Source organism: Phocaeicola sp. HCN-6420 (genome assembly GCF_037890145.1).
GTDB lineage: Bacteria > Bacteroidota > Bacteroidia > Bacteroidales > Bacteroidaceae > Phocaeicola.
Window position 1 is genome coordinate 111252 of the sequence record NZ_JBBKBJ010000001.1, and the last position, 25040, is coordinate 136291.

At 42.6% G+C, this 25040-nt stretch carries 20 protein-coding genes, 1 tRNA gene and 1 pseudogene; 6 read left to right on the forward strand and 16 right to left on the reverse strand.

Going from position 1 to position 25040, the window contains the following annotated elements:
* Positions 1-83: 83 nt before the first annotated feature.
* A complete protein-coding gene (locus WKT12_RS00500; protein WP_445323107.1) occupies positions 84-1346 on the reverse strand; it encodes a cupin domain-containing carboxymuconolactone decarboxylase family protein in 1263 nt (420 codons plus the stop codon).
* Between the two features lie 126 nt (positions 1347-1472).
* On the reverse strand, positions 1473-2435 hold the full coding sequence (locus tag WKT12_RS00505; RefSeq protein ID WP_340318470.1) for a YitT family protein: 963 nt from the start codon (positions 2433-2435) through the stop codon (positions 1473-1475).
* 332 nt (positions 2436-2767) lie between these two features.
* Here WKT12_RS00505 and WKT12_RS00510 point away from each other — a divergent pair, with 332 nt between their 5' ends.
* From WKT12_RS00510 to WKT12_RS00535, 6 genes are all read left to right on the forward strand, one after another.
* Positions 2768-4618, forward strand: coding sequence for a hypothetical protein (locus tag WKT12_RS00510; RefSeq protein WP_340318471.1), 1851 nt, complete (start codon positions 2768-2770; stop codon positions 4616-4618).
* Between the two features lie 44 nt (positions 4619-4662).
* On the forward strand, positions 4663-6888 hold the full coding sequence (locus WKT12_RS00515) for a hypothetical protein (RefSeq protein ID WP_340318472.1): 2226 nt from the start codon (positions 4663-4665) through the stop codon (positions 6886-6888).
* A 22-nt stretch (positions 6889-6910) separates the two neighbouring features.
* Positions 6911-7822: an Ig-like domain-containing protein gene (locus WKT12_RS00520; protein ID WP_340318473.1), complete on the forward strand. Its 912-nt coding sequence runs from the start codon at positions 6911-6913 to the stop codon at positions 7820-7822.
* Positions 7823-7857: 35 nt separating this feature from the next.
* Positions 7858-10140: a hypothetical protein gene (locus WKT12_RS00525; protein WP_340318474.1), complete on the forward strand. Its 2283-nt coding sequence runs from the start codon at positions 7858-7860 to the stop codon at positions 10138-10140.
* A 171-nt stretch (positions 10141-10311) separates the two neighbouring features.
* Positions 10312-10926, forward strand: coding sequence for a DUF4923 family protein (locus WKT12_RS00530; protein ID WP_021971899.1), 615 nt, complete (start codon positions 10312-10314; stop codon positions 10924-10926).
* Positions 10927-11299: 373 nt separating this feature from the next.
* Entirely contained in the window at positions 11300-12073 is a 774-nt protein-coding gene (locus WKT12_RS00535; protein ID WP_340318475.1) for a carboxylesterase family protein, read from the forward strand.
* Positions 12074-12191: 118 nt separating this feature from the next.
* On the opposite strand, the gene WKT12_RS00540 is transcribed toward WKT12_RS00535, so the two are convergent.
* From WKT12_RS00540 to WKT12_RS00605, 14 genes and pseudogenes are all read right to left on the reverse strand, one after another.
* Complete coding sequence (locus tag WKT12_RS00540) at positions 12192-12374, reverse strand: hypothetical protein (RefSeq protein WP_340318476.1); 183 nt, start codon at positions 12372-12374, stop codon at positions 12192-12194.
* A 334-nt stretch (positions 12375-12708) separates the two neighbouring features.
* Positions 12709-13611 (reverse strand): helix-turn-helix domain-containing protein, encoded by a 903-nt coding sequence (locus tag WKT12_RS00545; protein ID WP_340318477.1) that lies wholly within the window; start codon positions 13609-13611, stop codon positions 12709-12711.
* A 312-nt stretch (positions 13612-13923) separates the two neighbouring features.
* On the reverse strand, positions 13924-14751 hold the full coding sequence (locus tag WKT12_RS00550; RefSeq protein ID WP_340318478.1) for an SDR family oxidoreductase: 828 nt from the start codon (positions 14749-14751) through the stop codon (positions 13924-13926).
* Between the two features lie 28 nt (positions 14752-14779).
* Positions 14780-15304, reverse strand: a complete 525-nt coding sequence (locus tag WKT12_RS00555) for a flavodoxin (protein WP_340318479.1) — start codon at positions 15302-15304, stop codon at positions 14780-14782.
* Positions 15305-15402: 98 nt separating this feature from the next.
* Positions 15403-15840, reverse strand: coding sequence for a nuclear transport factor 2 family protein (locus WKT12_RS00560; protein WP_340318480.1), 438 nt, complete (start codon positions 15838-15840; stop codon positions 15403-15405).
* Between the two features lie 178 nt (positions 15841-16018).
* A pseudogene (locus WKT12_RS00565) lies at positions 16019-16123 on the reverse strand (Arm DNA-binding domain-containing protein); the annotation flags it as partial.
* A gap of 117 nt (positions 16124-16240) precedes the next feature.
* Positions 16241-16313: transfer RNA gene (locus tag WKT12_RS00570), tRNA-Gly, on the reverse strand.
* 67 nt (positions 16314-16380) lie between these two features.
* Positions 16381-17565, reverse strand: a complete 1185-nt coding sequence (gene hydF, locus WKT12_RS00575) for a [FeFe] hydrogenase H-cluster maturation GTPase HydF (protein WP_340318481.1) — start codon at positions 17563-17565, stop codon at positions 16381-16383.
* A 21-nt stretch (positions 17566-17586) separates the two neighbouring features.
* Entirely contained in the window at positions 17587-19005 is a 1419-nt protein-coding gene (gene hydG / locus WKT12_RS00580) for a [FeFe] hydrogenase H-cluster radical SAM maturase HydG (RefSeq protein WP_340318482.1), read from the reverse strand.
* A gap of 38 nt (positions 19006-19043) precedes the next feature.
* Positions 19044-20078, reverse strand: coding sequence for a [FeFe] hydrogenase H-cluster radical SAM maturase HydE (hydE, locus tag WKT12_RS00585; protein ID WP_340318483.1), 1035 nt, complete (start codon positions 20076-20078; stop codon positions 19044-19046).
* A gap of 18 nt (positions 20079-20096) precedes the next feature.
* Positions 20097-21569, reverse strand: coding sequence for a 4Fe-4S dicluster domain-containing protein (locus WKT12_RS00590; RefSeq protein ID WP_021971889.1), 1473 nt, complete (start codon positions 21567-21569; stop codon positions 20097-20099).
* Positions 21570-21619: 50 nt separating this feature from the next.
* Entirely contained in the window at positions 21620-22150 is a 531-nt protein-coding gene (locus WKT12_RS00595) for an FHA domain-containing protein (protein WP_021971888.1), read from the reverse strand.
* 17 nt (positions 22151-22167) lie between these two features.
* On the reverse strand, positions 22168-23316 hold the full coding sequence (locus WKT12_RS00600; RefSeq protein WP_340318484.1) for an HU domain-containing protein: 1149 nt from the start codon (positions 23314-23316) through the stop codon (positions 22168-22170).
* Positions 23317-23499: 183 nt separating this feature from the next.
* Complete coding sequence (locus tag WKT12_RS00605) at positions 23500-24864, reverse strand: cobyrinate a,c-diamide synthase (RefSeq protein WP_340318485.1); 1365 nt, start codon at positions 24862-24864, stop codon at positions 23500-23502.
* Positions 24865-25040 lie beyond the last annotated feature (176 nt).

Genomic DNA, 25040 nt, shown 5'->3' on the forward strand with positions numbered 1-25040 from the left:
AAAAGGTTTTATCGATATGGTTAAGCCACGTTTATAATTTGCTGTTCTGTAAGATAGGGTAAACTATAAACGTGGCTTACGTTTTAATTCTCAGGAATAACTTCATTCAGACAGGCTATGGCATTTAGTGTACGCGGATATCCTATATAGGGCAATAGCTGCGTGGCGACAGTCAGTAATGTTTGTTTGTCATTCCCTACATTGACGTTTCCTGCGATATGTCCTTTCACTTGAGGTTCGCATCCTCCCAGAGAAATTAGAATTGCGAATGTCAGGAGTTCTCGTGTCTTAGGGTCGAATACAGGGCGAGTCTGATAATCTCCGAAACAGTTTGCTGAAAGATATTTTTGAATGTGCAACTGATTTGCAGGGGATGTTTCATACAGATGGTCTATCTGGTTGCCGAAAATATCTTTTTGTAGAGCCAGCCCTTTCTCCATTCGGGTAGCCGGAGTTACAACGGACTGAGGCGCCAATGGGAGTTTTACTCCTTTCTCCGAAAGAAAATCATTTGCCACTTCAATCAGTTCCTCCACTTTCGACATGCCGGCATAAGGTACAGCATGGTATAAAACCTCTTTTATTTCTAAGGGAGTAATGTCATTGGCAAGAGCGGCATGAAGTGTCTTTCGGTATTCCGTTGTAGAGTTTGTTGCTATGGTGGAAGCCATTGTAACCAGAATTCGGCTTCGTGTTTCCAGTTGACCGTATTTTGCTACGTTTCCAAAGGTAAAATTGCCAAATATTTCAGCCAGCTCTGGATCAGTGATTGCTAAATTATCGTGATATGTGGCATACCATGTCGACTGATTTTTGGCTGCTTCGGCAGATAACTCTCCGTTTGGTGAAGTTGCAGCTGAGTATTCTTCATCATCGACAGGCTCTAACCAGGTATTTTTATTCGTCTGGGGATTACATTCAATAGCGAGATGCGAAAACCAACTATCGGGTGCTGCTCCATGCCAGTGAATTACATTGGGAGCTATTTCTACAATATCTCCTGGAAGCAGCAAGCGTGCCGGTTTATTCTTTTCTTGATAAAATCCTTTTCCTCCTACCGCAATCAGGAGTTGCCCTCCCGTATGGCTGTGCCAGTTGTTGCGGCATCCTGGTTCGAAAGTCACATTACATATCGGAGTGTTCAGCTCTTTATTGCTCGTTAATGGGGCTAAATAAGATTTTCCGATAAAGAATTTGGCATATTGCACATTCTCTTCACCAATGGGAAATGTGCTGAGATGTTGGGGTACACGATTTTCTTTTTCCATATTCTGTGCATTTAATATAGTTATTGGGAGCATTGCTGTCAGGGCAATACATATAGTTGTAATTTTTTTGACTTTCATGGTACGAAGGGTTTAGAATAATCCTTTTTTATATACCACAAAATTACTGTGCTCCACGTTAACCGAACATAAACAGATTACAGATTCTTGTACCCGAATTACCGAAATAAAACGGATATGCCTTTATTATTCGGGATCAATCTCGTTGGGTGAAGGAAGTTGTTTCCAGCCTTCGCCAAATGTGTCGTAAGCGTCCGTTACTACAACAAAAGCCTTAGGGTCTGCTGCCTTGATAGTGTGTTTTACACCAGCTACTTCTTTATAACTTACAACGAGGAATATCATTTCTTTTTCTTTGCCTGTATAGAGTCCGCTGCTCTTTATACAAGTGGCTGTACGATCAAGGTCTTTTAGTATATACGAATGCAGTTCAGTCATTTTTTTATCGCTGATGACAAATATCAGTTTGTCGTTTTTAGAACCGTTTATCATGTATGCTATGACTCGGGAAATAATAAAAATGGTGATAAGTGAGTAGAAAGACAAGTGCCAGGAAGGTTGTATGGAGTCTTCTGCGCTGCCTATTCCGAAACCTATAACCAGAAGGCCAAAACAAACTACCGTTCCGTCGACCAGCAAGATAGCTTTTGAAAAACGTATATGACAATACTTTTGGAGCAACATACCTACAATGTCACTACCTCCCGTTGTTGCTTGATTACGGATTACAATGCCTGTGCCTATACCTATCAGCGTTGCTCCCATGATGCATGCCAGCATCAGATGATCGGACAGGTTCATGCTTCCTCCTATCAGTTGGGACGGATCAAGTGCCTGAAGGGCTTCTTCGGTAGGATAGACCATTCTTGACATCATATTCATCAGAAAGGGAGTGGTCATGGCTGCGGCAATAGTACGTGATCCCAGCTTCGCTCCAAGTAGAATAACCGACAGGATGAGTAACGGAATATCGAACATGTAACCAAATGTTCCCACTTGTATGGATGGAAATAGGTTATGCAGTACGATGCTGGCACCATAAACTCCTCCCGGAACGATATTATATGGATTGATAAAGAAAACGAATCCTGCTGCTAAAATGATGCATCCCATCAGGATATTGAGCCATGAACAGAGTGTTTTTTTCATAATTGACCTTATTTTTATGCAACAAATTTACATAAAAGCTGGAAAATAAAAATATGATTTGATGGTTTGCTTTATGTTTTTTCTGAAAATGTTTCGTGAATTAAGTTTGAAAGTTAAAAAGATAGTTGTTGAGTGAGAGGAGGTTAGCTGATTTATTCATTTTTTTTATTGGAAAAGTTGAACAAAATGCGGAACATGAATGTTTCTCTTTACGTAAAAAATGGGGGATAAACGTTAAGCATTTTACAAAACTTTGCGTTTTTTCTACGAATATGTAACAATAATTGATGAAATAACTTTTAAAACTTTGACATAGTAAAAGCAGAAAACGAATGAAGAAAATTACTTTAATTACATGTTTGTGTAGTCTGTTGCTGATGGCTTGTAGCCGGGAAGAATGGAATACTACTGCAAGCACAGATACACCGGAAGCAGTTTTCAAATTATACGATGTAGGATATAGTGGCACTTTGTCACGTGCTTCTACACTGGAAGAAGCACGTTATGACCGACTGGAATACTGTATTGTAGATGAGAATGGCAATCGTGTGAGAGATACCAAAAGTAAATATAATCCGTCGACTTCCGAAATTTATGTAGAAGGGTTGCACGAAGGGAATTATCGCTTGCTGGTATTGGGAGTGAAAGGTAATGAGAGCTTGGATAGAGCAACAATTCACGAATTGAATCACATTGATGAAACCTGGCTCGAGTTTCCGGAAGATTTGCAGAAGCCGCTGGATGCTGAATATTTTTATTCGCAGACACCGTTTACGGTAACAGTACAGCAAGGTACAGGTGGCAAGCAGGAAGTTGCTACAATACGACAGGATGTAAAACAGCAACGTATTATAAGTAAGGTTGATTTTGAGTTTGCATACAACAATCCGTATGTACGTACGGCTGTAACTGCTAAGAGAGCTACATTGGGTTCTGTCCACTTTTATACAGTACTTTCCGGTGATGGAGCAATGGCAGGCGAGAGTGACGGTACATTACAAGACTTGCTTTTGGATAGTGTTACCTCTTATTGCTTTATGCCTTTGAAGGAAGGTTCTGTGTTGAATGGGGAAATCAGTATCCAGACACGGAATTATCGTGGTAGTGAAGTCAGTCAGGTTTATGCATTCGGTCAGAAGGAAATGGAATCGAATCATATTCATCAGATAGAAACGAAGGTCAACCATCCGGATGACAAGTCGGTTGTTATGTTCCTTACTTCATCGGCTTATGCAGAAGGCAAGCATACTAAAATCTTGCAGGATGATGAAACGAAAGAAGTATACACGAATCCTTCACTGAGAAAGTTCAACACGGCGCAACCGCTTCAGTTAAACATTACCGACGACGGGGAATTGCATATGCGTTTTTATTCGCCACGCGATTTGAAAAATGTTCTTGTCAAGGTGCATATTCCTGCTGTAAGTGATGAGTATTTTGATTTGGCTTACTTCGATACGATTCCGGGATTTGCCGATTTTTATGAGGCATTGCCTTTGGTACAACGTTCGTCTATGTGTCGTACTGAATCAGGAAGACAGATTGAAGTACATCAGATGCAAGCTTCTGAACTGGCAGGTGCCGAGTTTAAGGTTGAGTCGACTGACCCATACTGGGAGAAATTGACGAAAATAGAACACGGATGGGATATTTACTGGGGCTTGTATGGTGGCGATCCTGAACGCGAAGATGGTGGTCCGGTTGGAAACTGGATGGGTATCCGTCCTGTACATTGTCGTGAATCTGTTGCCTTGTTCCTTAATTTCACTTACATGATTGATATGCCGGAACACGAACAGATTCTGACTGAAAATGCAGATCAGCTTTATGATGATAATAAAAATCCTATACAAGTAGAACGGGTTTTACAGCAAATGAGACAAAAACGCACCTTACAGGTCGGGCTGGTTTATCCGGGTAACGGTATCATTGGTCTGGGAGGAGGAAGCACGTTTGGAGCTTACCAGCAGGCGTGGTTCGAACATTACTGGAATGCTTATGCATGTAGTATTATGTTTCACGAATTGGGACATGTAATGGGTTATGGTCATAGCAGTTCGTTTACTTACGGGCCATGGGCCGAGAAGTTGATGAATAATTTTTATGTACAGAATTTAAGCAAGTTCCCGATAGATTCATCCACTTACCTGAACAGTAAGAATAATCCGAACAGATATAAATAGGAGTCTGATTGTTCGAAATAGATTAATAATAACAATACGAAATAATGAGTAAGATAAGAAATCTGATAGGAGTGTGCAGCCTTATGATATTATTTCTTTGCGGCTGTAACTCGGATAATGATATACAAGGGCGTTTGCCTGAAGGTACAATCGGTGTACGTCTGATCGCTTCCGGCATGGCGGAAGGAGAAACTTCGGATGCTGAATGTCGTGTAAATGAAGTAGAAGGTTTCCGTTTTGAGGAAGGTGTTCTGGAAGAGATTTTCGACCGCCTGAATCCGGATAGTGAGGGAACTTGTCACTTGCAGCCGTTGCAGATGCGTGGTACGGTTTACTTTTTGGCAAATGCTGGAGAAATAATCCGCAAGGCTGCTTTACAGGTTGGGCAGACTACTCTGGAAGAATTTTTGGACTTGCAGGCTACTGTGGACGAACTGACTGCCTCTGGAATGGTAATGACTGGACGTATAGAACTTGACCGCGAGATGATTTCGGCAACGGTAGCCATGAAGCGATGTGTTTCCCGCATTGACCTGGATTCGTCTTTCGAAGGAGTAAAGGTAAACAATCTGAAGATAAAAAATATAGTACCCTCCGGCTATGTAAATGAAAGGCAGGAAGCTCAATCTCCTGAGGAAATCGATCCGACAGAACTGATGAAAGATTTTGGAGAGGAACCTTTCGAGAATCGCAAGGAAACCTTGTTTTATGTGTGTGAGCAGGGAGGCAGACAATACGATGTGGAGTTGATGGTTACTACAGCCGATGGTGCATGGCATCGCCTCAAGACTTCTTTCTCCGTTATTAAACGTAATACAATATATACCTTGAAGGTGTATGGCAACGGAGCTGATGCTCGTGTAGAGGTCATGACTGATGATTGGGAAAACGGAATCTCCTCAGAGTCGGGACAATTGCTGAAAGGCTTGATTGACAAGAATGCTTCTGAACTGTCGGAAGGCGTGGAAATCAATGAACGTGGAGATACTGTTTTTGTACCTTATCAGGAAAGTGATTTTCAGTTGTCTTTGCTGGCAGAAGAGGGTACACGCCTGATTGTAGATGGCATGGCTGAAGGAGTAAATGTCGTTCCACAGGTTGCAGCACGTGGTTTGCAGCAGTTGGCAAAGGTTAGTGTAAGCAGTTCCCGAAAGATGCCAGGAAGCGTACAAGAATACATATATCTGGATGTATATAAACAGAATGTTTGTACCGGACGAGTGGTACTGGTCTTTCGTCCCAATCCGATTAAGCTGACAGGCAAGATTCGTTTTGATGGAAATGCCGTATGCGATTTTAATACTTACATTGATGGAGAACTTGGAATACTTACTCTGCCCGAAGGTAAGGTCTTAAAGACAGAAATCGCAGGAACTGCTCCGTGGATGAAGGTTGAAGCAGGTGAAACGGCGGGTACTTATCGTATCATTGCTGGCTGGAAACCTAATGATCCCGATGCAGACGGACGAGTACAAGAAGCACGATTACTGATTGCAGACGCAGATGGAAGTCGTCAGGAAACTTATACGATAAAAAGACAAAATTGGGGGTTGCCGGTGGTTAATATAAACGGGACCTGGTGGTGCAAATACAATTTGCGGGGAAATGTGAAAAACTTTTCCGACCAGATTTTGATAAAGAATGATCCGGTGTCTGAAGAATCCAACGTATTTGAGTATTTGAAGACTTGTTCTGATGAAGATTTGCTGAAGGCAATGGGTGACCAGTATCAGGCAGGAAATCAGGATGGATTAAAGCTGACCCACGAAGGTGATACATTTTATTATGAAGGGTATCAGGGAACATCTGGAAATTTTGGAACAATGGATCCTACAGAAATGGCTCCTGACGGATATCAGATTCCTAATTATAACAATTATCGTTTCTTTACATGGAATGAAAACTGTAATCTGGGATATAATACTTGGGGAGTATTTAATAATGGATTAGGGCAACGTATGAATTTTTCGGTAGCCGAACGTACACTGGTTGTCGATGGAGTAGAATATGGTACGATTGGACTTTATGACTTTGTCTACAACAATACTCATTGGACTATATTCGGTTTGGGACATCAGTGGGCAGATAAAAGCATTTCAAACATGATGGTCTTGCTGGCAACTTACGGCAATGTCAATAATACTTGGCTGATAGAGGGCTATCCTAAGAGTGACGGTAGAGGTAACTGGTTCAAGTATTCAAACAATAATGCTCAGAAAACTCGTACGATACGCTGTGTGAAAACTCCGGTAGAATATATATATGAATAATAAAAATAGAACAAAAAACATAATGAAAACAACTAAGAAAACAATGATGAAAATGAAAAATTTGGGATTGGTAGGTATTGCATTTTTAGGGTTAGCTTTTACTGCGTGTTCAAACGATAACGAAGGGGATGGAGGTTTAGGAGAAACAACACGTCCGTTGGTAATTGCTACGCGTCAGATTAGCTATGAGGGGGCAGGACAAGAGCTTGCAGGAGAAAATTCCATTACCGATATGAAAGCGTGTGTATTCGAAAAAGGAATCATGACTAAGGTTTTTGAAAACTTACAGCCAACAGCTGATGGCTACAACTTGCAGGTGGATAGTTACGACGGTACTATCTATATGGTGGCAAATGCTGATGGTATGTTGGATTTGAAACAGATGCAGACTGAAGGTATCAGCGAAGAAGAATGGAAAACTACTGCTTTGGGCATGAACGAAGGCAAGGTTGCCAATGTATTTACAGGAATGCTGACCTTGAACGGACAAGGTCAATCGGCACAGACTTTGACTCTGAAGCGTGGCGTTGCTCGTTTCGATTTGAATGTAAATGTGGCAGGAAGTGCATCTATTGAGAGATTGACACTTAAAAATGTAGCTCAGTCGGGATATTTGTTCTCACAGAGTGAGGGTGTGAAATCGCCGACAGATGTAACTCGTAAGGACATGGAAGTAACTTTCGATACACCGTTGACGGCTTCTACTCCGGCAGTGCTCTATGTGTATGAACAGGAAAACAATGGAATGGAAGTTAGCATCGATGCTGTAATAGACGGGCAGCACAAGGTTTTGACAAAGACTTTGGAAGGAAACCTGAAGCGTAATACCATTTATACGATTACAGTACGAAAGAATGATATTGACATTGTAGTAAAAGTGGGCATTGATGATTGGGAACCGGGAACAGATACGGAAATCGTCCCCCAGTTGTAATTGTTTTAATTATATTTTGATAGATATAGGTGATAATGATATACAATAAAAGAAACTATTTAGGTTTGTACAGCATATTGCTGTCGGCTTTTCTTATGGCTTCGTGTTCGGATGAACACGAAGCGGTACAGAAGGGCACCGAAAGTCCGGCCGTTGTTCAGGCAGACATTTCAGCTTTTAAGGTGGACGGAAGGGTTTCTTCTCTTGAAGGCGAAAATGAGATTAAGGATATTCAAGCGTGTTTATTCGAAGACGGCTTGATGACAGAAGTTTACACTGATCTGAACAAATCGTCGGACACATATTCGCTGAAACTGAAGAGTATGTCGGGTACGCTTTATATGCTCGCAAATACTGAAGGATTAATCGATTTGCAGCAGATGAAGGATAGAGGAACGACAGAACAGGAGTGGCTGAATACCACTGTAAAGGCCGAAGAAGGAGTAATGCCTCGTTTCTTTGCAGGCAAGTTGGACTTGAAGGAGCAGCCGCAGGGACAGTTTGTATTTCCTATGAGCCTGAAACATGGGACAGCTCGTTTCGACCTTTTGGTAAAGACCGGGGGAGTGTTGTCTGTAAAAAGCCTGACATTGAAAAATGTTGCACAAGAATCTTATCTGCTGCCGCAGACTGGGGTGGTTTCTCCCGAAGGTGCACCTGTCGAGGATATGCATATTGTATTTCAGCAGCCTTTGTCACGAGATTCTTCGGGCATTGCCTATGTAGGCGAACAGGCTAATCAGCAGTTAAAGGTGGCAGCCGAGATGGAAATGAACGGGAAAACCTATGTAAAGGAGGTTGATTTGCCCTCGTTCCTGAAACGTAATACCGTTTATACGATTACAGTCCGAAAAGATGCTTTGTCGGCGGATGTCAAGTTGGAAGTGACTGCATGGGAAGATGGAGGAGACGTAGCTTTACGTCCCGATTTCGACGGTACCATAACGGTCGACAAGGGAGCTTCTGTATTACCGGAAGGGGTTGTTGTGTCAGAATCGGGGAATGTGGTTTCTCTGCCGAGTAGAGCATTGGATTTTACGCTGGCATTCGATTGCGATGACGAACTGGAATTTGTATCATCGCAGAGCCCGGACATTACGGTAGAAGCCGTATTGTCGGAAGTGGCAGGCGAAAAGAAAAATTGTTTTACCTTCCATAAGGCACTTCTCCCTCCTGGATACCCTCAGGAAGAAGCGAAAGTGTATTTCCGCCGTAAAGGGTTGAACGAAAATTATGAAGAAGACTGCGTGACACTGGTAATGGAAGAAAATCCTATCCGGCTGGAAGGATTCAGTTTCGACCGTGAAAATTATACATGCGACTTTGGACGTTACATTGATAACGAAATGGGGCGTTTTACCATTCCTGAAGGTCTGGAGCTTGTTGCTGAGTTTGGCGACGAAGACCCTTGGGTGAAGGTGGAAAAGGCTGGAGAAGATGCCAATACTTATCGCGTGGTAGGAGGATGGAAGCCAAATGACCCGAAAGCTGATGGACGTAAACAGTCTGCTCGGCTGGTGGTGCGCCGCATCTCGGACGAACAACCCATGGAAGTTTATACAGTCGTTCGCCGTAATTACGGATTGCCTGTAACTTATCTCAATGGTACTTGGTGGTGTCGTTACAATGCTATAGGTAATTCCAGAAGTTTCGACGATCAGGTGTTAAGTTCCAGCGATCCGGCACGTCTGGCAGGGCAAACCGTACAGGACTATCTTAAGACTTGCTCATCCGAGGAATATGTGCGTTTATGGAATGCTGCCTATGAAGGGAATAATGGGATAGCCTTGCAGGCTGTGTATCGCGACGGTAAGGTGACATTGGACGGCTGGCGTAGTAGTGAGTCGAACCATATCAATAAAGCGGAACCTGCTTCATTGGCTCCCGATGGTTATGAAATGCCGACATTTGATGATTACAAGAATATTCTTGGACTCTTTTCCATACCCATACCGACAACCTGGTCAGGATTCTATCCTGAGAACGATGCAACAAACAGACAGTATCGTAGTGAAATTATTCTTGAAAAGCGTTCTGGCATACAGCTTGACGGACACGCTTTGAACGAGCAGTGGAGCTTTTCTGTCAGAAGTATTGCAGGACACGGTGATGAACCTCTTACATTCTATGGAGTAGGTTGCCAGTGGAACAATGACGGAGTGAATGGAAACTGGTTGCTGCTTGCATGTTATAATCCGAATGTAACCGGATGGCTGTTGAGAGGAAACAATGCAATTTTGGAACACAACGGGGCGGGCGCAAACAATACTCGTAATGTGCGTTTCAAAAAATCACCGGTAGAGTATATCTATCAATAAAATAGCCTAAGTTAATCGGGTGCAAATTTACCGGAGGTAGAGAATCGGTAAATATTGTACCCGATTTTATTGCATTACATATGCTCTTTTTTATCGGGATTTTGTATCTTTGTATGTCATTTTATCATAAAAAATGACCAAATAGATTCAATGTAAAAGAAATGTAAGAAAATGAAAAAGATGAACATTATCAGATTAATCTGCCTGTCATGCTTTATGTACATGGCAAGTGGTGCGGTTAATGCACAAAGTTTACAATCTATTCTTTCGGGTGTGGCAAATGCTGTTACAAATAAAGTAACCAACTCATCGGGTGTTTCTCTGGAAGGAACATGGAAGTACACGGGGCCCGACTGTAAGTTTGAAAGCGATAATTTTCTGGCACAGGCGGGTGGAGAAGTAGCTTCTCAAAAGGTAGAAGAAAAGATGTCGGATGTGCTTTCCAAACTGGGTTTTACCGACGGGTGTACATATGTGTTTAATGCCGACAGTACTTATACTTCTACCGTAAAAGGTCGTACAACCAGCGGTACTTATTCTTATAATGCCGATACAAAGGAGCTGACCTTAAAGACTAAGCTCGGCATTAAGTTTAATGCAACCGTTTCGCAGCAGGTATTGTCGCCTAATAAGATGAGTCTGCTTTTCAAGGCCGACAAGTTGATGTCGCTGGCACAGACTATCGGTGGTGCTTTGGGAAATTCGAATTCTACTATCAGCGCTGCTACTTCTTTGCTGAACCAATACGATGGGCTTCAGCTTGGATTTGAACTTGAAAAGCAATAAACAATTGTTTTTTCTAAGTTTTATTGTTTACGGGCTTGACATTTGATATGTCAGGCTCGTATTGTTTTGTGTAACACGTCATGTGATCTACTGAGACATATCAGGTTATATTACAAAAAACGTCTGGACGTTTTTTTATTTTTTGTACAAAAAACAAAGAAATTTGTACAAAAAATAATTGGGTTTCCAGCTCCTTCTTTCTGAATGGTCAGGAGAAACCTTTTCGGACGATTAATTTATTCTCGACAGGGGATGCCAGAATTGCTGTTAACGAAAAAAGTGTTACTTTTGAAAGGTGGTATGAGTTTGCTCTATTGGGACAGATATAAGAGTATCACATTATTTTATTTCTAATCCATTAAAAAAACACATTATGAAAAAAATTATTCTGCTGTTGTCTGTGCTGCTTTTTAATTTAGGACCTATCTTGGCACAAGATAACTATGAACGCAAGGTTTTTGTTTCTGTGTCGGGCGATAGCCTGAATTACCGTCTGCTGGAGCCGGAAGCAATGCAGGCCGGAAAAAAGTATCCGCTGGTATTGTTTCTGCATGGAGCAGGTGAAAGAGGCAATGACAATGAAAAACAGTTGACGCATGGTGCACAGATGTTTCTGAATCCGGTCAACCGGGAAAAATATCCTGCCTTCGTTTTGTTTCCGCAATGTCCCGAAGATAGCTATTGGGCATATGCCACTCGTCCGCTTTCTTTTATTCCGGCTCAGATGCCGGTCGGTGAGGAGATGCCATCTGCATTTCGGGCTGTAAAAGAAATGCTCGATATGTATCTGGCAAACCCGCAGGTTGATAAATCGAGAGTTTATATTATCGGATTGTCGATGGGAGCAATGGGAACTTACGATATGGTTTCCCGCTTTCCTGACATGTTTGCGGCTGCTGTTCCTATCTGTGGTACGATAAATCCGACACGCTTGTCGACCGCTAAGAACGTGGCATTCCGTATCTTTCATGGCGACGCTGATGATGTGGTTCCCGTAGCCGGTTCCCGTGAAGCCTATAAGGCATTGAAGGCGGCAGGTGCTTCGGTGCTGTATACCGAGTTTCCGGGTTGCAACCATGGTAGTTGGAATCCTGCCTTCAACTGTCCGGATTTTATGAGCTGGCTTTTCGGTCAGCAGAAAAAATAAGACATACGATATTTGCAAAATGATTGCCGCCTGCGGTTATATCGATGATGTATATCCAGCATTCCGGCAATCATTTTTACTTGCAAAGATAAGCATCCGCTATCTTTGTGTGGTAGAGTTAATGCTTAAGATACCCCGGAGCATCGAACTTGGCCGATTTCTTGCCATGTAACTTTTTGGCGTGTCCCGGAGGAATTTCCTTCTTGTGTGGCGGTTTAGCACGATGTCTGGTTACGATACATGAGGTCGTACTCAGGCAAAGCGATAGAATGAACAAGGTTAGTAATGACTTTGGTTTCATGGTAACAGTATTATTTTTTACAAAGATAAAATAATTTTGGAATATGCGTATGTTATCATGTATTCATTGAATGTTCAATGCGTATATCTACTATTCTTAATCAGGAAATAATGGTACAGATATACTTGCAGCCGTAGTATGAGAAGATATTGCATCGGGAAATACGATTTCCGGAGAAAGAGCATAATATCTGTAAAGAGGGCTCCATTTATCTGCATTGACGGCAGTACATGTCACCCTAATTATCGCAGATAAAATCATTTGGTTGATGCTAAGAATGCCCTTAGCATAAGAAGAACGATGTGCTTTTCTGTAAAACCAGAACAGGAAAGTTTCAGTCTGTTGCCGCTCTGAGCTCTGTGGGCGAGATACCTGTTCGTCTCTTTATAAAATTACTAAATGAGGAAAGTTCTTCGAACCCAAGGCTGTATGCAATTTCACTGATACTTAGCTGGCTATGCTGTAATAACCGTACTCCTTCCTGCGCGATGCGAGCATTGATAAGATCGGAGGTAGTACGTCCGGTTGTTGCTTTAACAACTCGATTCAGGTGATTGACATGAACGGAGAGGCGGTCGGCGAAATCAGTAGCTGATTTCAGGCGTAAAATCTTTTTCGGCCATTCAATAGGAAATTGACGGTCGAGTAATGCAAGAAATAGTTCCGCAATACGCTGGGCGGCATTCTTATGGGGCACGTAAGTACTGCTGGGGGCAACTTTCATTGCTTCATGTACCATCAGATGGACGTAACAGCGCAGAATGTCAAGCTTCTGAGAATAATCAGTCTTCAATTCTTCTCGCATTTTATTAAAGATATCTGTAACACTTTTCAGTACATTGTCATTTAGAAAATAGATACGTTCTTTCGACTGATTGAAAAGTGGGGTGTCTGCCAGTGTTCCCATTTTCTCACTTGCTTCAATAAATGCTTCATTGAAAATGCAAAAACATCCTGTACCAAGAGCTTTTCCCGTAGCTTCCCATGCGTATGGAATCATCGGATTAGAAAATAATAAGGCAGGGCGGTCAACCATAATCCATTTGTCGGCATAGTAGAGTTTACCTGTTTCCAAGACCAACGCAATTTTATAAAAATCACGATAGCTGAATGATACATGTCCGATACGACATTTACTCTCTTGTATGGTGAAATAGGGCTTCTCCTTAATGTATGCTTCGGCTGCAAGATCGTTGCGCCCGATACGCTTGTAAAATTCGGTAAGATTTTCTATCATAACTGCCTGCTTTTCCTCTATTCATTTTCATTGCTTGTAAAGATAAGCTTTCGGGTAAAGATGAACAAATTATCAGGCTGATAATCTCATTTTTCCGATGCTTCAGCCTCTTCTCAGAGTTGGCATTTCTCCAACTTGCTCTTGTTTGTGACCGAAGAGAATCTGCTTACAGACTGTACCTTGTCTTTATCTTTTATGGCTTTGGGGTATATTCTATATGGCATGATACATTCTTGTTAGTTGGTGAGTTATCTGTTCTTTGCCGATTTTTAGCTTCATAATCAATCTGGGAACCGGTGAAATATGAGAATATTACGGACGGAGTGGACCATAAAAATAGGATGCTGTAGCTCCACCATCTATCAGAAAATCGGATCCGGTGATGAAAGCTCCACGTTCACTCATCAGCAGTTCGGCTACATTTGCTACTTCGTCGGCTGTACCCGGACGGCCTGCAGGGCATTTAGCAAACATGTTCTTGTAGAAATCTCCACGTGGACCATTGAACTCATCAATGGCAAGTGGGGTAACAATAATACCCGGAGAGATAGAGTTGATACGTGCTCCCCGTTCACCCCAACGGACTGATTCCGACATAACACGCTTTACATTGCATCGTTTTGCCAGTTGGTAGGCATGTAAAGTGTCGCGGATATTGGCCGGTTGTAAAATATCCAGTTTCAGCAGATCCTCTGCTGGAGTCATAGCAAGCTGTTCATCTATTTCTGTTCCAAGGGCAGGCAACCGATGTCCCGATTGGCTGGAGATGGTTACTCCTGTACCTCCTTCGGCAATCACTTTGCCTACCTCCTCCAAGAGGACTGCTGTCCCGTAAAGATCTACATGAAGGATTGTTTCGATAGATGCTTGACTGGGCGATACTCCGGCAGCATTGATAAGCATCTGGATTTCTCCATAATGTTTAGCCGAATCTATCAGTTCTAAAATAGATTCACGTGATGAGAGATCCATCTCTATGGGTACTGTTTCAAATCCCGCTTTGTTCATTGTTTCGGCGATAGTTTCTGCGTTATCCCTGCGCTTGTCTCCAATAACGATTTTCATTCCGTAGCCCATACGGCGTGCGATGGCCATGCCGATTTGCCCCGCACCGGTCAGTATCATTACATTTTTCTTCATTGTTTTATTATATTTTTTCTCTTATTAGCTAAAAGTTTACTTTACTAAGCCAGGCTATTACATTTTGTTTTGCCTGTATCTGTCTGTTTTGAGCTGTAGTTCCCTGTATGGCAAATCCTTTCTGGAACGTTGCTCCTTTGCAGGCGTTCTTTAGTTTATTTTCTGTGTTGCCTAATCCACTACCTTCGTGGGTGCAGAAAGGGATAATGTTTTTGCCTTGCCAGTTATGCTTTTCAATAAATGTATAGACTGCCATTGGCACATCGCCCCACCAGTTGGGGTATCCAAGGAAGATAATGTCATAGTCTTCTATCTTTATATCGCCTTTGATAGCAGGACGCGATTTGGAACTTAATTCTTTTCGAGCAACATCGATGCAATCCTTATAGGCAATGGGATAGGGAGTTACAGTTTCGATGTGAAATAGTGTGCCTCCTGTCTGTTCGGCTATTATCTCGGCTATAATTTGTGTATTGCCTTTTTTTATGTAGCCCACGTTATAGTTCTCGTCAGCACGCGAAAAGAAGGCTACCAAAATTTTATTTCCGTTCATGTTTGTTCCTTTCTTTGAATGGTTTTGTGCATATAAAGTCGTTGTCAAAAGGCTCATCAGTATTGTGCAAAGGGTTATTAGTTTTATTCTCATAATACTTAAACCAATGGTGGAACAGATGAGTAAACAAAGTGCTGTTCACGTTCGGATATCCACCAGCGCCCTTCTATCTTGACATATTTGTCATAATAGCGTACAGCATGCAAGGTCAGCTTGTCCTTGCCCGCTTCCTCAGTAACAAGGGTAGCGATGGCATAACAGATACCAGTAGCATGTGTTTCATCCGTAAAGTCTATGACTTGTTGTCCATTTTGGTGAAATGAAGCCTTAGCTGCGCCGAATGCTTTGTATTTGGCAATCATGTCTTCTACGTTGTGAATATCCATACCGAGTTTATCTCCGAAATACACTTTCAACTTAATGTCTGATGTAAAAATCTCACGATAGTAATCTTGGTTATTCTTATCCGATTCAGTTGCATAGCGATCTACTAAGTCTTTCAATGCCATACGGTCTTGTAATTCTTGTTGCATCATGATTTTTATACTCATTTATTTTATTACAAAGGTAGGAGGTTGGTACGACAATGACTTTTGCAAATCAAACCATAAGTTGCTCAAATCAAACAATTTCGTTTTTCTTAATGTGATAGTTTCGAGAGTATCGATATAAAAAAGGAAGGAGATATCTGTCTGTTTACATTGACTGGTTTGGTTTTATTTTCTTCTTACCGTCTTTACAAATGCGAAGCATTAAAGGGTGTTCGCCATTAGATAAAATCTTAGATATGTAACATACGATATCAACAGTTGCATTCATCATTTTTGGGTTTAACTCTCGGTTTAACTCACATGGTTAAACCATAGGTAAAACCAGCTTTATTTCAAAAGAAAAAATCAGAAACTTACATTACGTAAGCCTCTGATTTCCAGAAAGAGCGGTAAGCGGGATTCGAACCCGTGACCCTTAGCTTGGGAAGCTAATGCTCTACCAACTGAGCTACTACCGCAGACGAAAGTATGACAAAAGTAGGTTATATTATGCAAATAAGCAATAATAAAACCTACTTTTTTTCATCAATAATCTATTTTGTCTAATATTCCTGCCAGATATGCGATTGTTACTCCGTAATTCGTCATCGGGATTTGCTGATTACGTGCTTGCATTACGCGGTTTAATACATATTTCCGGTTAAACATGCAGGCTCCACAATGAATTACAAGATCGTACTTGCTCAAATCTTCCGGAAAGTCTGTTCCCGAAACGTGGTCAATCTGTAATCCGGTTCCGAACTTCTTACGAAGCATGTTCGGTATTTTTACACGTCCAATATCTTCGGTAAGTGGGGCATGAGTACATGCTTCTGCAATTAGTACATGCGAATTTTCCGTCAGACATCCGATGGCATTTGCCCCTTCGATAAAGTAGTCTATATCGCCTTTGTATTGAGCAAACAATACAGAAAAGGAAGTTAGTCGACTCGTAGCCGGCTTTTTTTCGTAAACGGTCTTGAATACTTGTGAGTCCGTAATGATAAGCGATGGAGGTTGTATCAATGCTTGAAGCATCTGGTCTATTTTATCTGTTGTACAACTCATTACAAGACATTTTCTGTCGAGCAATTCACGTATAGTCTGAACCTGTGGAAGAATTAATCTGCCTTTAGGAGCTTGGATGTCTTGCGGCATAACTAACATGACAGTATCGCCTTCCTTTACCAGTCTTCCCACAATTCCCTGTGACATGGTTTCGTCGGGTAACTTAGCAATCAGGCTACGGCGTATGTCATCCATTCCTTGTTTAGTACGGGTACTGACCGCAAGAGGAACTTGTCCACATTTTTTCTCTATGGAGCGAACGGTAGAAGTAACATCTGTCAGCAAGTCCACTTTATTTAATATCCATATTACCGGGATATTTTTCTCTTTTAGCAGACGATTCCATTCAAGCTCTTTTTCGATATTATCTCCGGTACATACCAGCAGGGCTACATCTGTACGCTCCATGGCACGCATGGTCTGTCGGATACGGAGTGCTCCCAATTCCCCTTCATCATCGAGTCCTGCTGTATCAATAAAGACACACGGACCTATGCCATGTATCTCCATTGCCTTATATACAGGGTCGGTTGTGGTTCCTGCCACATCGGAAACAAGAGCTGTTTCCTGATTGGTCAGCGCATTAATCAGCGATGATTTACCACTATTACGTTTGCCGAACAGTCCGATGTGCAGACGGTTGGCACGAGGTGTTTCTTGCATAAACTTCAAATCTTATAAGAGTTAGAATCTGAAATCTCGTTTTCCTTCGGAAATACGTTCCAGATTTTCCAATGCACGACGACGGATAGCTGGATTAGGAATCTGTTCCATTTGTTCACGAATCATCTTTACACCCAGTTCACGTGTTTCGGGAGAGGCATAATCTTCCAGATACTCTTGCAAGGTCATCAGTGCATTCGGAGCGCAACAGTTGGCTATCTGTCCGGTTTTTACCAGAGACATGAAGCGATCACCTGTACGTCCTTCACGGTAACATGCGGTGCAGAAACTGGGAATATATCCCAAACGCAACAGCCAGGCCACGATTTCATCGAGTGTGCGGCGGTCGCTTACATCAAACTGTGCCGAATTTTCTTCAGGCGTTTCTTCGTGTACATACCCGCCTACGCTGGTACGTGACCCCCCGCTAAGCTGAGAAACTCCTAATGCCAGTACTTTCTCACGTGAGCGTTGTGATTCGCGAGTAGAAACAATCATGCCGGTATACGGTACACTGATACGGATTACGGCTACTATTTTCTGGAAAATATCATCCGAAATAGCATTTTCAAAGTCAGAAGAATTGATATCATCGGCCGAACAAATACGTGGTACACTGATGGTATGCGGTCCTACACCATATGTCGCTTCCAGATGTTCGGCATGCATCAGCATACCCACGAAGTCATAACGGTAAGTATTCAGACCAAACAGAACACCAATGCCTACATCGTCGATACCTCCCTGCATGGCACGGTCCATTGCTTCCGTATGATATGCATAGTTGCTTTTCGGGCCCCGTGGATGCAGTTTTTCATAATTTTCCTTGTGATAGGTTTCCTGAAACAAAATATACGTTCCGATACCGGCATCATGCAGACGGCGGTAGTTCTCGACCGTCGTTGCTGCAATGTTTACATTTACGCGGCGGATGGCACCATTCTTGTGTTTGATGCTGTAAATGGTCTTGATTGATTCCAAAATATATTCTATCGGATTGTGTAACGGATCTTCTCCGGCCTCAATAGCCAGACGTTTGTGTCCCATATCCTGCAAAGCGATAACTTCCTGGCGGATTTCATCCTGCGTAAGTTTCTTGCGGGCAATCGATTTGTTTTTGATGTGGTACGGGCAATATACACAACTGTTTACGCAATAATTGGAAAGATAGAGAGGCGCAAACATGACGATACGGTTACCATAGAAACGTTGTTTGATTTCACGTGCCAGAGCATATATTTCTTCCAGCAGACTGTCATCCTGACATTCCAGTAATACAGCAGCTTCACGATGGGTCAGTCCCTTGCACTCGCGGGCCTTCTCAATAATAGAACGAATCAACTCACGATTATCTTTATTGGCTTGTGCATAGTCTAATGAAGCCATGATTTCATCGTGGTTGATGAACTCTTCTGCATGAGGTGAATCTATTTTATACATAATTGATTTTATATTTTAAACGATAATAAAACAATGTTTTAATGTGCACTATAATCTCCTCTTCCTTTATCGATGGTATATCCGATTGCTTCCAGCCGCTTTTCCAGCAAAAGAAGTCCTTCGGCTGCTTCAGCTCCCAAAGAAGCCTTGTTATCGTATAGAGAATATTTGCTTCGCTGTACGACAGGGGAGAGGTTAGGCATCACGACATTTGCTCCTGCCAGTATGCCCTTCTCCCTGCCTTCAGGAGTAAGAGTGGCAAGTGCCGTTGTAGAAGGTATCAATGCATGTGGATGCATCAGCCGGAAAATGGAGAGCAACAGCAAGGTCAGTTTCATGCTGCCCGACGGCATCTTGGCAAAAGGAGTATCATGGTGTGGAAGAAAAGGTCCGATACCAATCATTTCAGGCTGGAGTTTCTCTATGTAAAGAATGTCTTCTACCAGCGTGTCGATAGTTTGATACGGGCTTCCTACCATGATGCCGGTACCAGTTTGAAAGCCAATACGCTTTAAATCATCCAGGCATCTCAACCGATTGGAAAGCGACATACCTTCAGGATGCAGTTTCCGATAATGCAAATCATTATGCGTTTCGTGACGAAGCAAGTATCGGTTGGCTCCTGCCTGGAAAAAACGTTCGTATACAGACGTATTTTTTTCTCCAAGCGAAAGCGTAATAGCCACATCCGGGAACTCTTTTCGGATAGAGGTTACAACACGTATCATCATTTCGTCGTCATTGATTTCTCCACCTTGAAGAACGAATGTCCGGAATCCCAATTCATACCCATGTCTACAGCATGCAAGTATTGTGTCCTCATCCAGATGATAACGTTCTATCAGCTGATTGCTTTTGCGAATGCCGCAATAATAACAATCATTCTTACAGCAGTTGCCAACTTCAATCAGTCCTCGTATGAAAATTTTGTTTCCGAAATTAGCCAGTGAAACCTCACGGGCCAGAGCATTGATAAAGGAGAGGTGCTCTTCCTTACATTGACTTAGTAAAACACGAAATTCATCGGAAGCAAGTGTATGCTCCCGATGAAGACGTTCTATTAAACTTCTCATATAAAATGGAGAAGGAATTTATTCTTCCTTATAGTTTTCGTATTTCAGCGTACGTTTCAGCAGATCCTGATTCAACTGGCGCTTTCCAGCTACCGAATCATTGTAGGCACTTGGTCCTGTTACACAGCCACCTTCGCAAGCCATCATTTCGATGAACTGAGCATCTACTTTTCCTGTTTTTGCCCATGCGCGCATTTGTCCGATACTCTTCTTGTTAAAGTCGGAGAATTGCAGCATCTTGATACCGTCAGCCTTAGGACCGAGATATGCTTTGACTGCTCCGGCAACACCTCCTGCCTGTGCAAAGCCATGAGCTTCACAAACAGATTCATAGGCAACCTTGTACGGATTAGCCTGAGCCAGCTCAATACCAAGTCCACGGAATACAGAATGTAACTCTTCGAACGTTACTACGTAGTCTACACATTCATCGCGTTGTGCTTCCTTACGCTTGGCAATACACGGACCGATAAAGACAACTTTTGCATTGGGATATTTTTTCTTGGCGATACGTGACGCATAATACATCGGCGAACCTGTAGTTGAAACATAAGGCTTCATGGCAGGAATATGCTTGTTTACCAGTTCGATGTATGACGGGCAGCAAGATGTCGTCATGAACTTCTGTCCTTCTTCCAGCTTTTCAAGCAATTCGTGTGCTTCATTGCTGGTAGTTTCCATAGCACCTTCTGCCACTTCGATGACATCGGCAAAGCCAACTTCCTTCAGGGCACCGTATACCTGATCGATTGTAGCGTCGAACTGTCCCAATACGGAAGGAGCGGGAATTGCTACAACTTGTTCGCCTCGGCGGATTGCTTCCAGCACATCGAATACTTGAGAAATCTCGAAGATTGCACCAAACGGACATGCATTCAGACACTTTCCGCAATAGATACACTTGCTTTCGTCAATATGTTCTATGTTATTTTCATCTTTGCTGATAGCCTTTACAGGACATGCTTCTTCACATGGAACCGGGATGTATACAATTGCATGATACGGACAGCTCTTATGACAGATACCACAACTGATACAAGTATCATGGTCGATGTGTGCCTGACCGGTTTTCTTATCGAAATGAACGGCTCCTTTCGGACAGTTCATGTAACAGCTTCTTGCTACGCAGCCGCGGCACAAGTTACTTACTTCATAGTTCACCTGTACGCATGAAGAACATGCTTCATCGATGACACAAAGAATATTTTCTTTCAGTTTATTTCTTCTTTCCAGTGCCTGGCGAGCGTATTCAGAAAGCGGAGTCAGCTCGTCTGTTTCGTCGGACATATCCCAGCCCAGCAAAGGGAGTGACTTGTATTTCGTTACGGCGCGTTCTTTATGAATACAGCAGCGTCCCACCGGTTGAGAACGGCGCGGACTGAATTCTAATGGAACACGGTCAATTTTTTCAATAAGTTGGTCTTCTTTCCACAGAGCCACGAGTTTTTCCAGCAATCTGTGGCGTACGATCATTACGTTGTTTGATGCCATAACACAAAAGTTAGGTTTATTAGTTTAGTTATCCTTAAATAAATAAAAGTTTACTTTTCTTCTGCCGCCCGCAAAATGAGCGTGGTGGCTCCTAATGTGAAGATCGCTCCGTCTTCTATGCGGACACGGTCTTTAGGTCCTAAGAGTTCATTCATCAAGAATGTACCGGTGATGCTATCGTTATCGCGCAGCGTATATGTGATGCTTCCCTGCTTGTTTACCTTCACGTTCAGTATACAGTGACGGCGATCCATGCTCGGATCATTTGTTTCTACGGGAATATCTACGTCCGTTCCCTTGCAACGGCGTCCTATTACATTATCTCCTTCGTGCAGAGGAAGTACCTGTTTGTAGCCGAAGACATTTTCTATGGCTACTACATTTCCGAAATCTTGCGTACCTTCCTTTTCGTCCACCACCTCTTCACGACGTGAGCCGGCGTTTAATTTAGATTTTCCGATACGAATGCCAAACTGCTTCTTGCAATTGTCGCATACAAAAACCAGTGACTGACCTTCTTCATATTTTGTTTCATCGAATTGTATATAGTTGTCACATTTCGGACATCTGACTCTTTTCATAACGTGATTTGTTCGGTTTATTTAGAAGTGAATACCCATGCCGACGCAAATTTTGCATCACTTTTCAAAGCTTTTACTTGTTTGTAAGCATCAGTCTGCTTGTCATACTGGTTGATTGCTACACGAAATCTTCCGTTCGACTCAAGTATCTGTGCGTTATTATAACCTTTCTGCTTCAGTTGCTTTACTTCCTGCTGCGCATCATTCATAGTTGTCAGGCTGGCTACAATCACATAATAACCGGCTTGCTCCTTTTTTGTCTTCTGTGATGCATTGGCAGAAGCAGATGTCTGCTTCTTTTCCACTTCCGGTTTCTGAACCGATTTGACCGCCTCTTTTTGAACTGGCTTGTCAGAAGTTGCCACTACCTTCTCAGTCTTGACAACGACCGGCTTCAGTGTATTGATATTATTCTTTATATATTGTTTCTTTACAGTCTTTTGCTCTTTTTTCTGGGCTTTGACCTGTGGCTTTGTTTCCGGTGATGTTATGATACTTGAAGCCATCGAGTGATTTCTGATTGCATCAAACAATCCTGCCGAACCTAATGAAGCATATTCCGCATCATCCATATAGGTATTTTCTACAGGTACGGAAAACAAGAAGAACAACAGTACAGCCGCAGCAACAGCCACAATGTTCTTTGCCCATTTGCGGTAATGAGGCTGGAAACGTCGGGAACTGATTTTGACCGTACGTTGCATGACCGGTTCGAAAACAGCCGGTTGTACAGACGGTTTTTCCTGAGCCAGTTTCGGAAAGGTAAAAGCCTGAAGTCCGTACAGTGACGGTGTAAAGAAACCGTTTGCTTCCGGCTCAAATTCATACACACCGTTCATGTTATAGTACAATGTACCTACGTTGTTCAGATGTATATGTCCTTGCCGGTAAATATCTTCTTTCAGTTGTGATACTATTTTCTCTATTCTGCGAGTTGCATCGGGGAAATCTGTATTATACGCTTGCATATACGACTGCACCAACAGACCATCGTTCATGACAAGTTGCGGATTAAATCCGATGGTACGAGCAGGCGGACAAAACTCTCCCGTATCTTCGTTGAATACAGACGAACGATAGTGAGCTATAAAGCCTCCTAATCCCGGAACGATTACACAATCGTTTTCCAGAAGTAATACTTCAATATGTTTTGCCAATTCAATCATAATGCAAATATAGGATTTTTTTCTCTTATATCGTATGTCTTTTACGCATTTTGTTCGAAAAGATGGATGTACTTTTTATAAAGTCGCAGCGAACAGCAACTTTACGTGTATTTGGCAAGATGAGATACGATGAAACTTTTTCTTGTATGTATGGTGGCCGTTGTATAGATATTTTCCTGTGGATTAAGGAAAAACCAATGAATCTGTTTCTGTCTGGCTTTTTCCCCACAAGTCGAGCATCTCAGTTTCTCCCCAGTACCAGCGAACGAGGCTTGCAAAGACATTTTTGTATCGGAAGAGCGAAGTGGAAGTATTGCTGCCGCGCATGGTATAAACGGGGATGGCGGAAAACGAATTTTCTTCAGGATTTATCGTTTCGGTGTAGTGAGATTCATAACCACGTAGTGTTATTCCGTGATATTCTGCCTGACGATAGCCTGCATTTGTCCGCGCTGTCATCGTAAAGTCGAAAGGAAATATATTTGCCATTTCGTAAGCTGTTCCTCCCTGACGGACGGTAAGCGAATGGGAAAGCAGTACCATTCCTCCACATTCGGCAAGCAATTTGCCACCTCCTTCGATATAATCACGAAGTTGACTAAAAAGTCTTTTTCGACGATATAACTGGCGTGCAAACAACTCCGGATAACCTCCGGGAAGATATACCAGATCAGCACTCGGAAGATCACTGCCATACAGTGGACTGAAATAGGAAATCTGACCGTTGCGGGCCAATGAATCTACATTTTCCTGCGATAAAAGGCAGAAAGCAGGGTCACGGGCGATGGCTATTTGCAATTCCTTTCTGCCCATAATGTGCCTGTTGTCCAGTTCCGACTCAGACGTATAGGGCAGGATATGCTGGCATGGAAAGATACGCTCGCATAAACTTAGTAGTTTATCTATATTTACATGCTTTTCGATAAGAGAAGCTATCCGGTCAATTTGTTCGTCCATGGACTGTCGGACGGACAAAACCAGTCCCGAATGTCGTGGAGGTAATTTAAAATCATTCACAACAGGCAGATAGCCCAGACATTCTACTCCGGCATCCATGCACGCCTCCTGCAACAAAGTCAGGTGAGCAGGCGAAGCAACCTGATTGAACACAACTCCCACGACCTGCACATAACGTTTGAAATGCTTGAATCCGTACAGAATGGGAGCGACAGAATATGCTGTAGCACGGGCGTTAACAATCAGAACGACCGGTATTTTCAGCAACCGGGCAATATGCGCATTGCTCCCTTGCATCCGATTATATCCGTCGAAAAGTCCTGCGGTTCCTTCCGTTACGCAGACATCCGCCTGTTCGGCATACTTATTATATATTGTTTGAATATGACCATCCGACGCCAGCCAAGTGTCCAGATTTACCGAATCGTGACCAGCCGCAAGTGCATGATACTGTGTGTCAATATAGTCGGTACCACATTTGAAAGGCTGAGCGTGCAGTCCCCTTTGCCGAAGCGCGCGCAGCAATCCCAGCGCAAAGGTTGTCTTTCCGCTGCCGGATATGGGGGATGCTATCAGTAATTGTGGTTTCATACTTGCCTCGGTGGTTAAAATCGGGGACAAAGATAGGGAGAACTCACGAAATTCCGGCATAAAACCAATAAATATGTAGCAAGTGCCCGCTGGCATCCAGTAAATTTATTTTCCAGACAGATGGTACAAATTTGTAACACAACTGCCGCTTTATATGCCGAAAGCATTTTATTTAT

What these genes read in the sequence shown, in the direction of transcription:
- WKT12_RS00500 (WP_445323107.1), bottom strand. Translation starts at nt 1,346, where the DNA reads ATGAAAGTCAAAAAAATTACAACTATATGTATTGCCCTGACAGCAATG.
- WKT12_RS00505 (WP_340318470.1), bottom strand. Translation starts at nt 2,435, where the DNA reads ATGAAAAAAACACTCTGTTCATGGCTCAATATCCTGATGGGATGCATC.
- WKT12_RS00510 (WP_340318471.1), top strand. Translation starts at nt 2,768, where the DNA reads ATGAAGAAAATTACTTTAATTACATGTTTGTGTAGTCTGTTGCTGATG.
- WKT12_RS00515 (WP_340318472.1), top strand. Translation starts at nt 4,663, where the DNA reads ATGAGTAAGATAAGAAATCTGATAGGAGTGTGCAGCCTTATGATATTA.
- WKT12_RS00520 (WP_340318473.1), top strand. Translation starts at nt 6,911, where the DNA reads ATGAAAACAACTAAGAAAACAATGATGAAAATGAAAAATTTGGGATTG.
- WKT12_RS00525 (WP_340318474.1), top strand. Translation starts at nt 7,858, where the DNA reads ATGATATACAATAAAAGAAACTATTTAGGTTTGTACAGCATATTGCTG.
- WKT12_RS00530 (WP_021971899.1), top strand. Translation starts at nt 10,312, where the DNA reads ATGAAAAAGATGAACATTATCAGATTAATCTGCCTGTCATGCTTTATG.
- WKT12_RS00535 (WP_340318475.1), top strand. Translation starts at nt 11,300, where the DNA reads ATGAAAAAAATTATTCTGCTGTTGTCTGTGCTGCTTTTTAATTTAGGA.
- WKT12_RS00540 (WP_340318476.1), bottom strand. Translation starts at nt 12,374, where the DNA reads ATGAAACCAAAGTCATTACTAACCTTGTTCATTCTATCGCTTTGCCTG.
- WKT12_RS00545 (WP_340318477.1), bottom strand. Translation starts at nt 13,611, where the DNA reads ATGATAGAAAATCTTACCGAATTTTACAAGCGTATCGGGCGCAACGAT.
- WKT12_RS00550 (WP_340318478.1), bottom strand. Translation starts at nt 14,751, where the DNA reads ATGAAGAAAAATGTAATGATACTGACCGGTGCGGGGCAAATCGGCATG.
- WKT12_RS00555 (WP_340318479.1), bottom strand. Translation starts at nt 15,304, where the DNA reads ATGAACGGAAATAAAATTTTGGTAGCCTTCTTTTCGCGTGCTGACGAG.
- WKT12_RS00560 (WP_340318480.1), bottom strand. Translation starts at nt 15,840, where the DNA reads ATGATGCAACAAGAATTACAAGACCGTATGGCATTGAAAGACTTAGTA.
- hydF (WP_340318481.1), bottom strand. Translation starts at nt 17,565, where the DNA reads ATGCAAGAAACACCTCGTGCCAACCGTCTGCACATCGGACTGTTCGGC.
- hydG (WP_340318482.1), bottom strand. Translation starts at nt 19,005, where the DNA reads ATGTATAAAATAGATTCACCTCATGCAGAAGAGTTCATCAACCACGAT.
- hydE (WP_340318483.1), bottom strand. Translation starts at nt 20,078, where the DNA reads ATGAGAAGTTTAATAGAACGTCTTCATCGGGAGCATACACTTGCTTCC.
- WKT12_RS00590 (WP_021971889.1), bottom strand. Translation starts at nt 21,569, where the DNA reads ATGGCATCAAACAACGTAATGATCGTACGCCACAGATTGCTGGAAAAA.
- WKT12_RS00595 (WP_021971888.1), bottom strand. Translation starts at nt 22,150, where the DNA reads ATGAAAAGAGTCAGATGTCCGAAATGTGACAACTATATACAATTCGAT.
- WKT12_RS00600 (WP_340318484.1), bottom strand. Translation starts at nt 23,316, where the DNA reads ATGATTGAATTGGCAAAACATATTGAAGTATTACTTCTGGAAAACGAT.
- WKT12_RS00605 (WP_340318485.1), bottom strand. Translation starts at nt 24,864, where the DNA reads ATGAAACCACAATTACTGATAGCATCCCCCATATCCGGCAGCGGAAAG.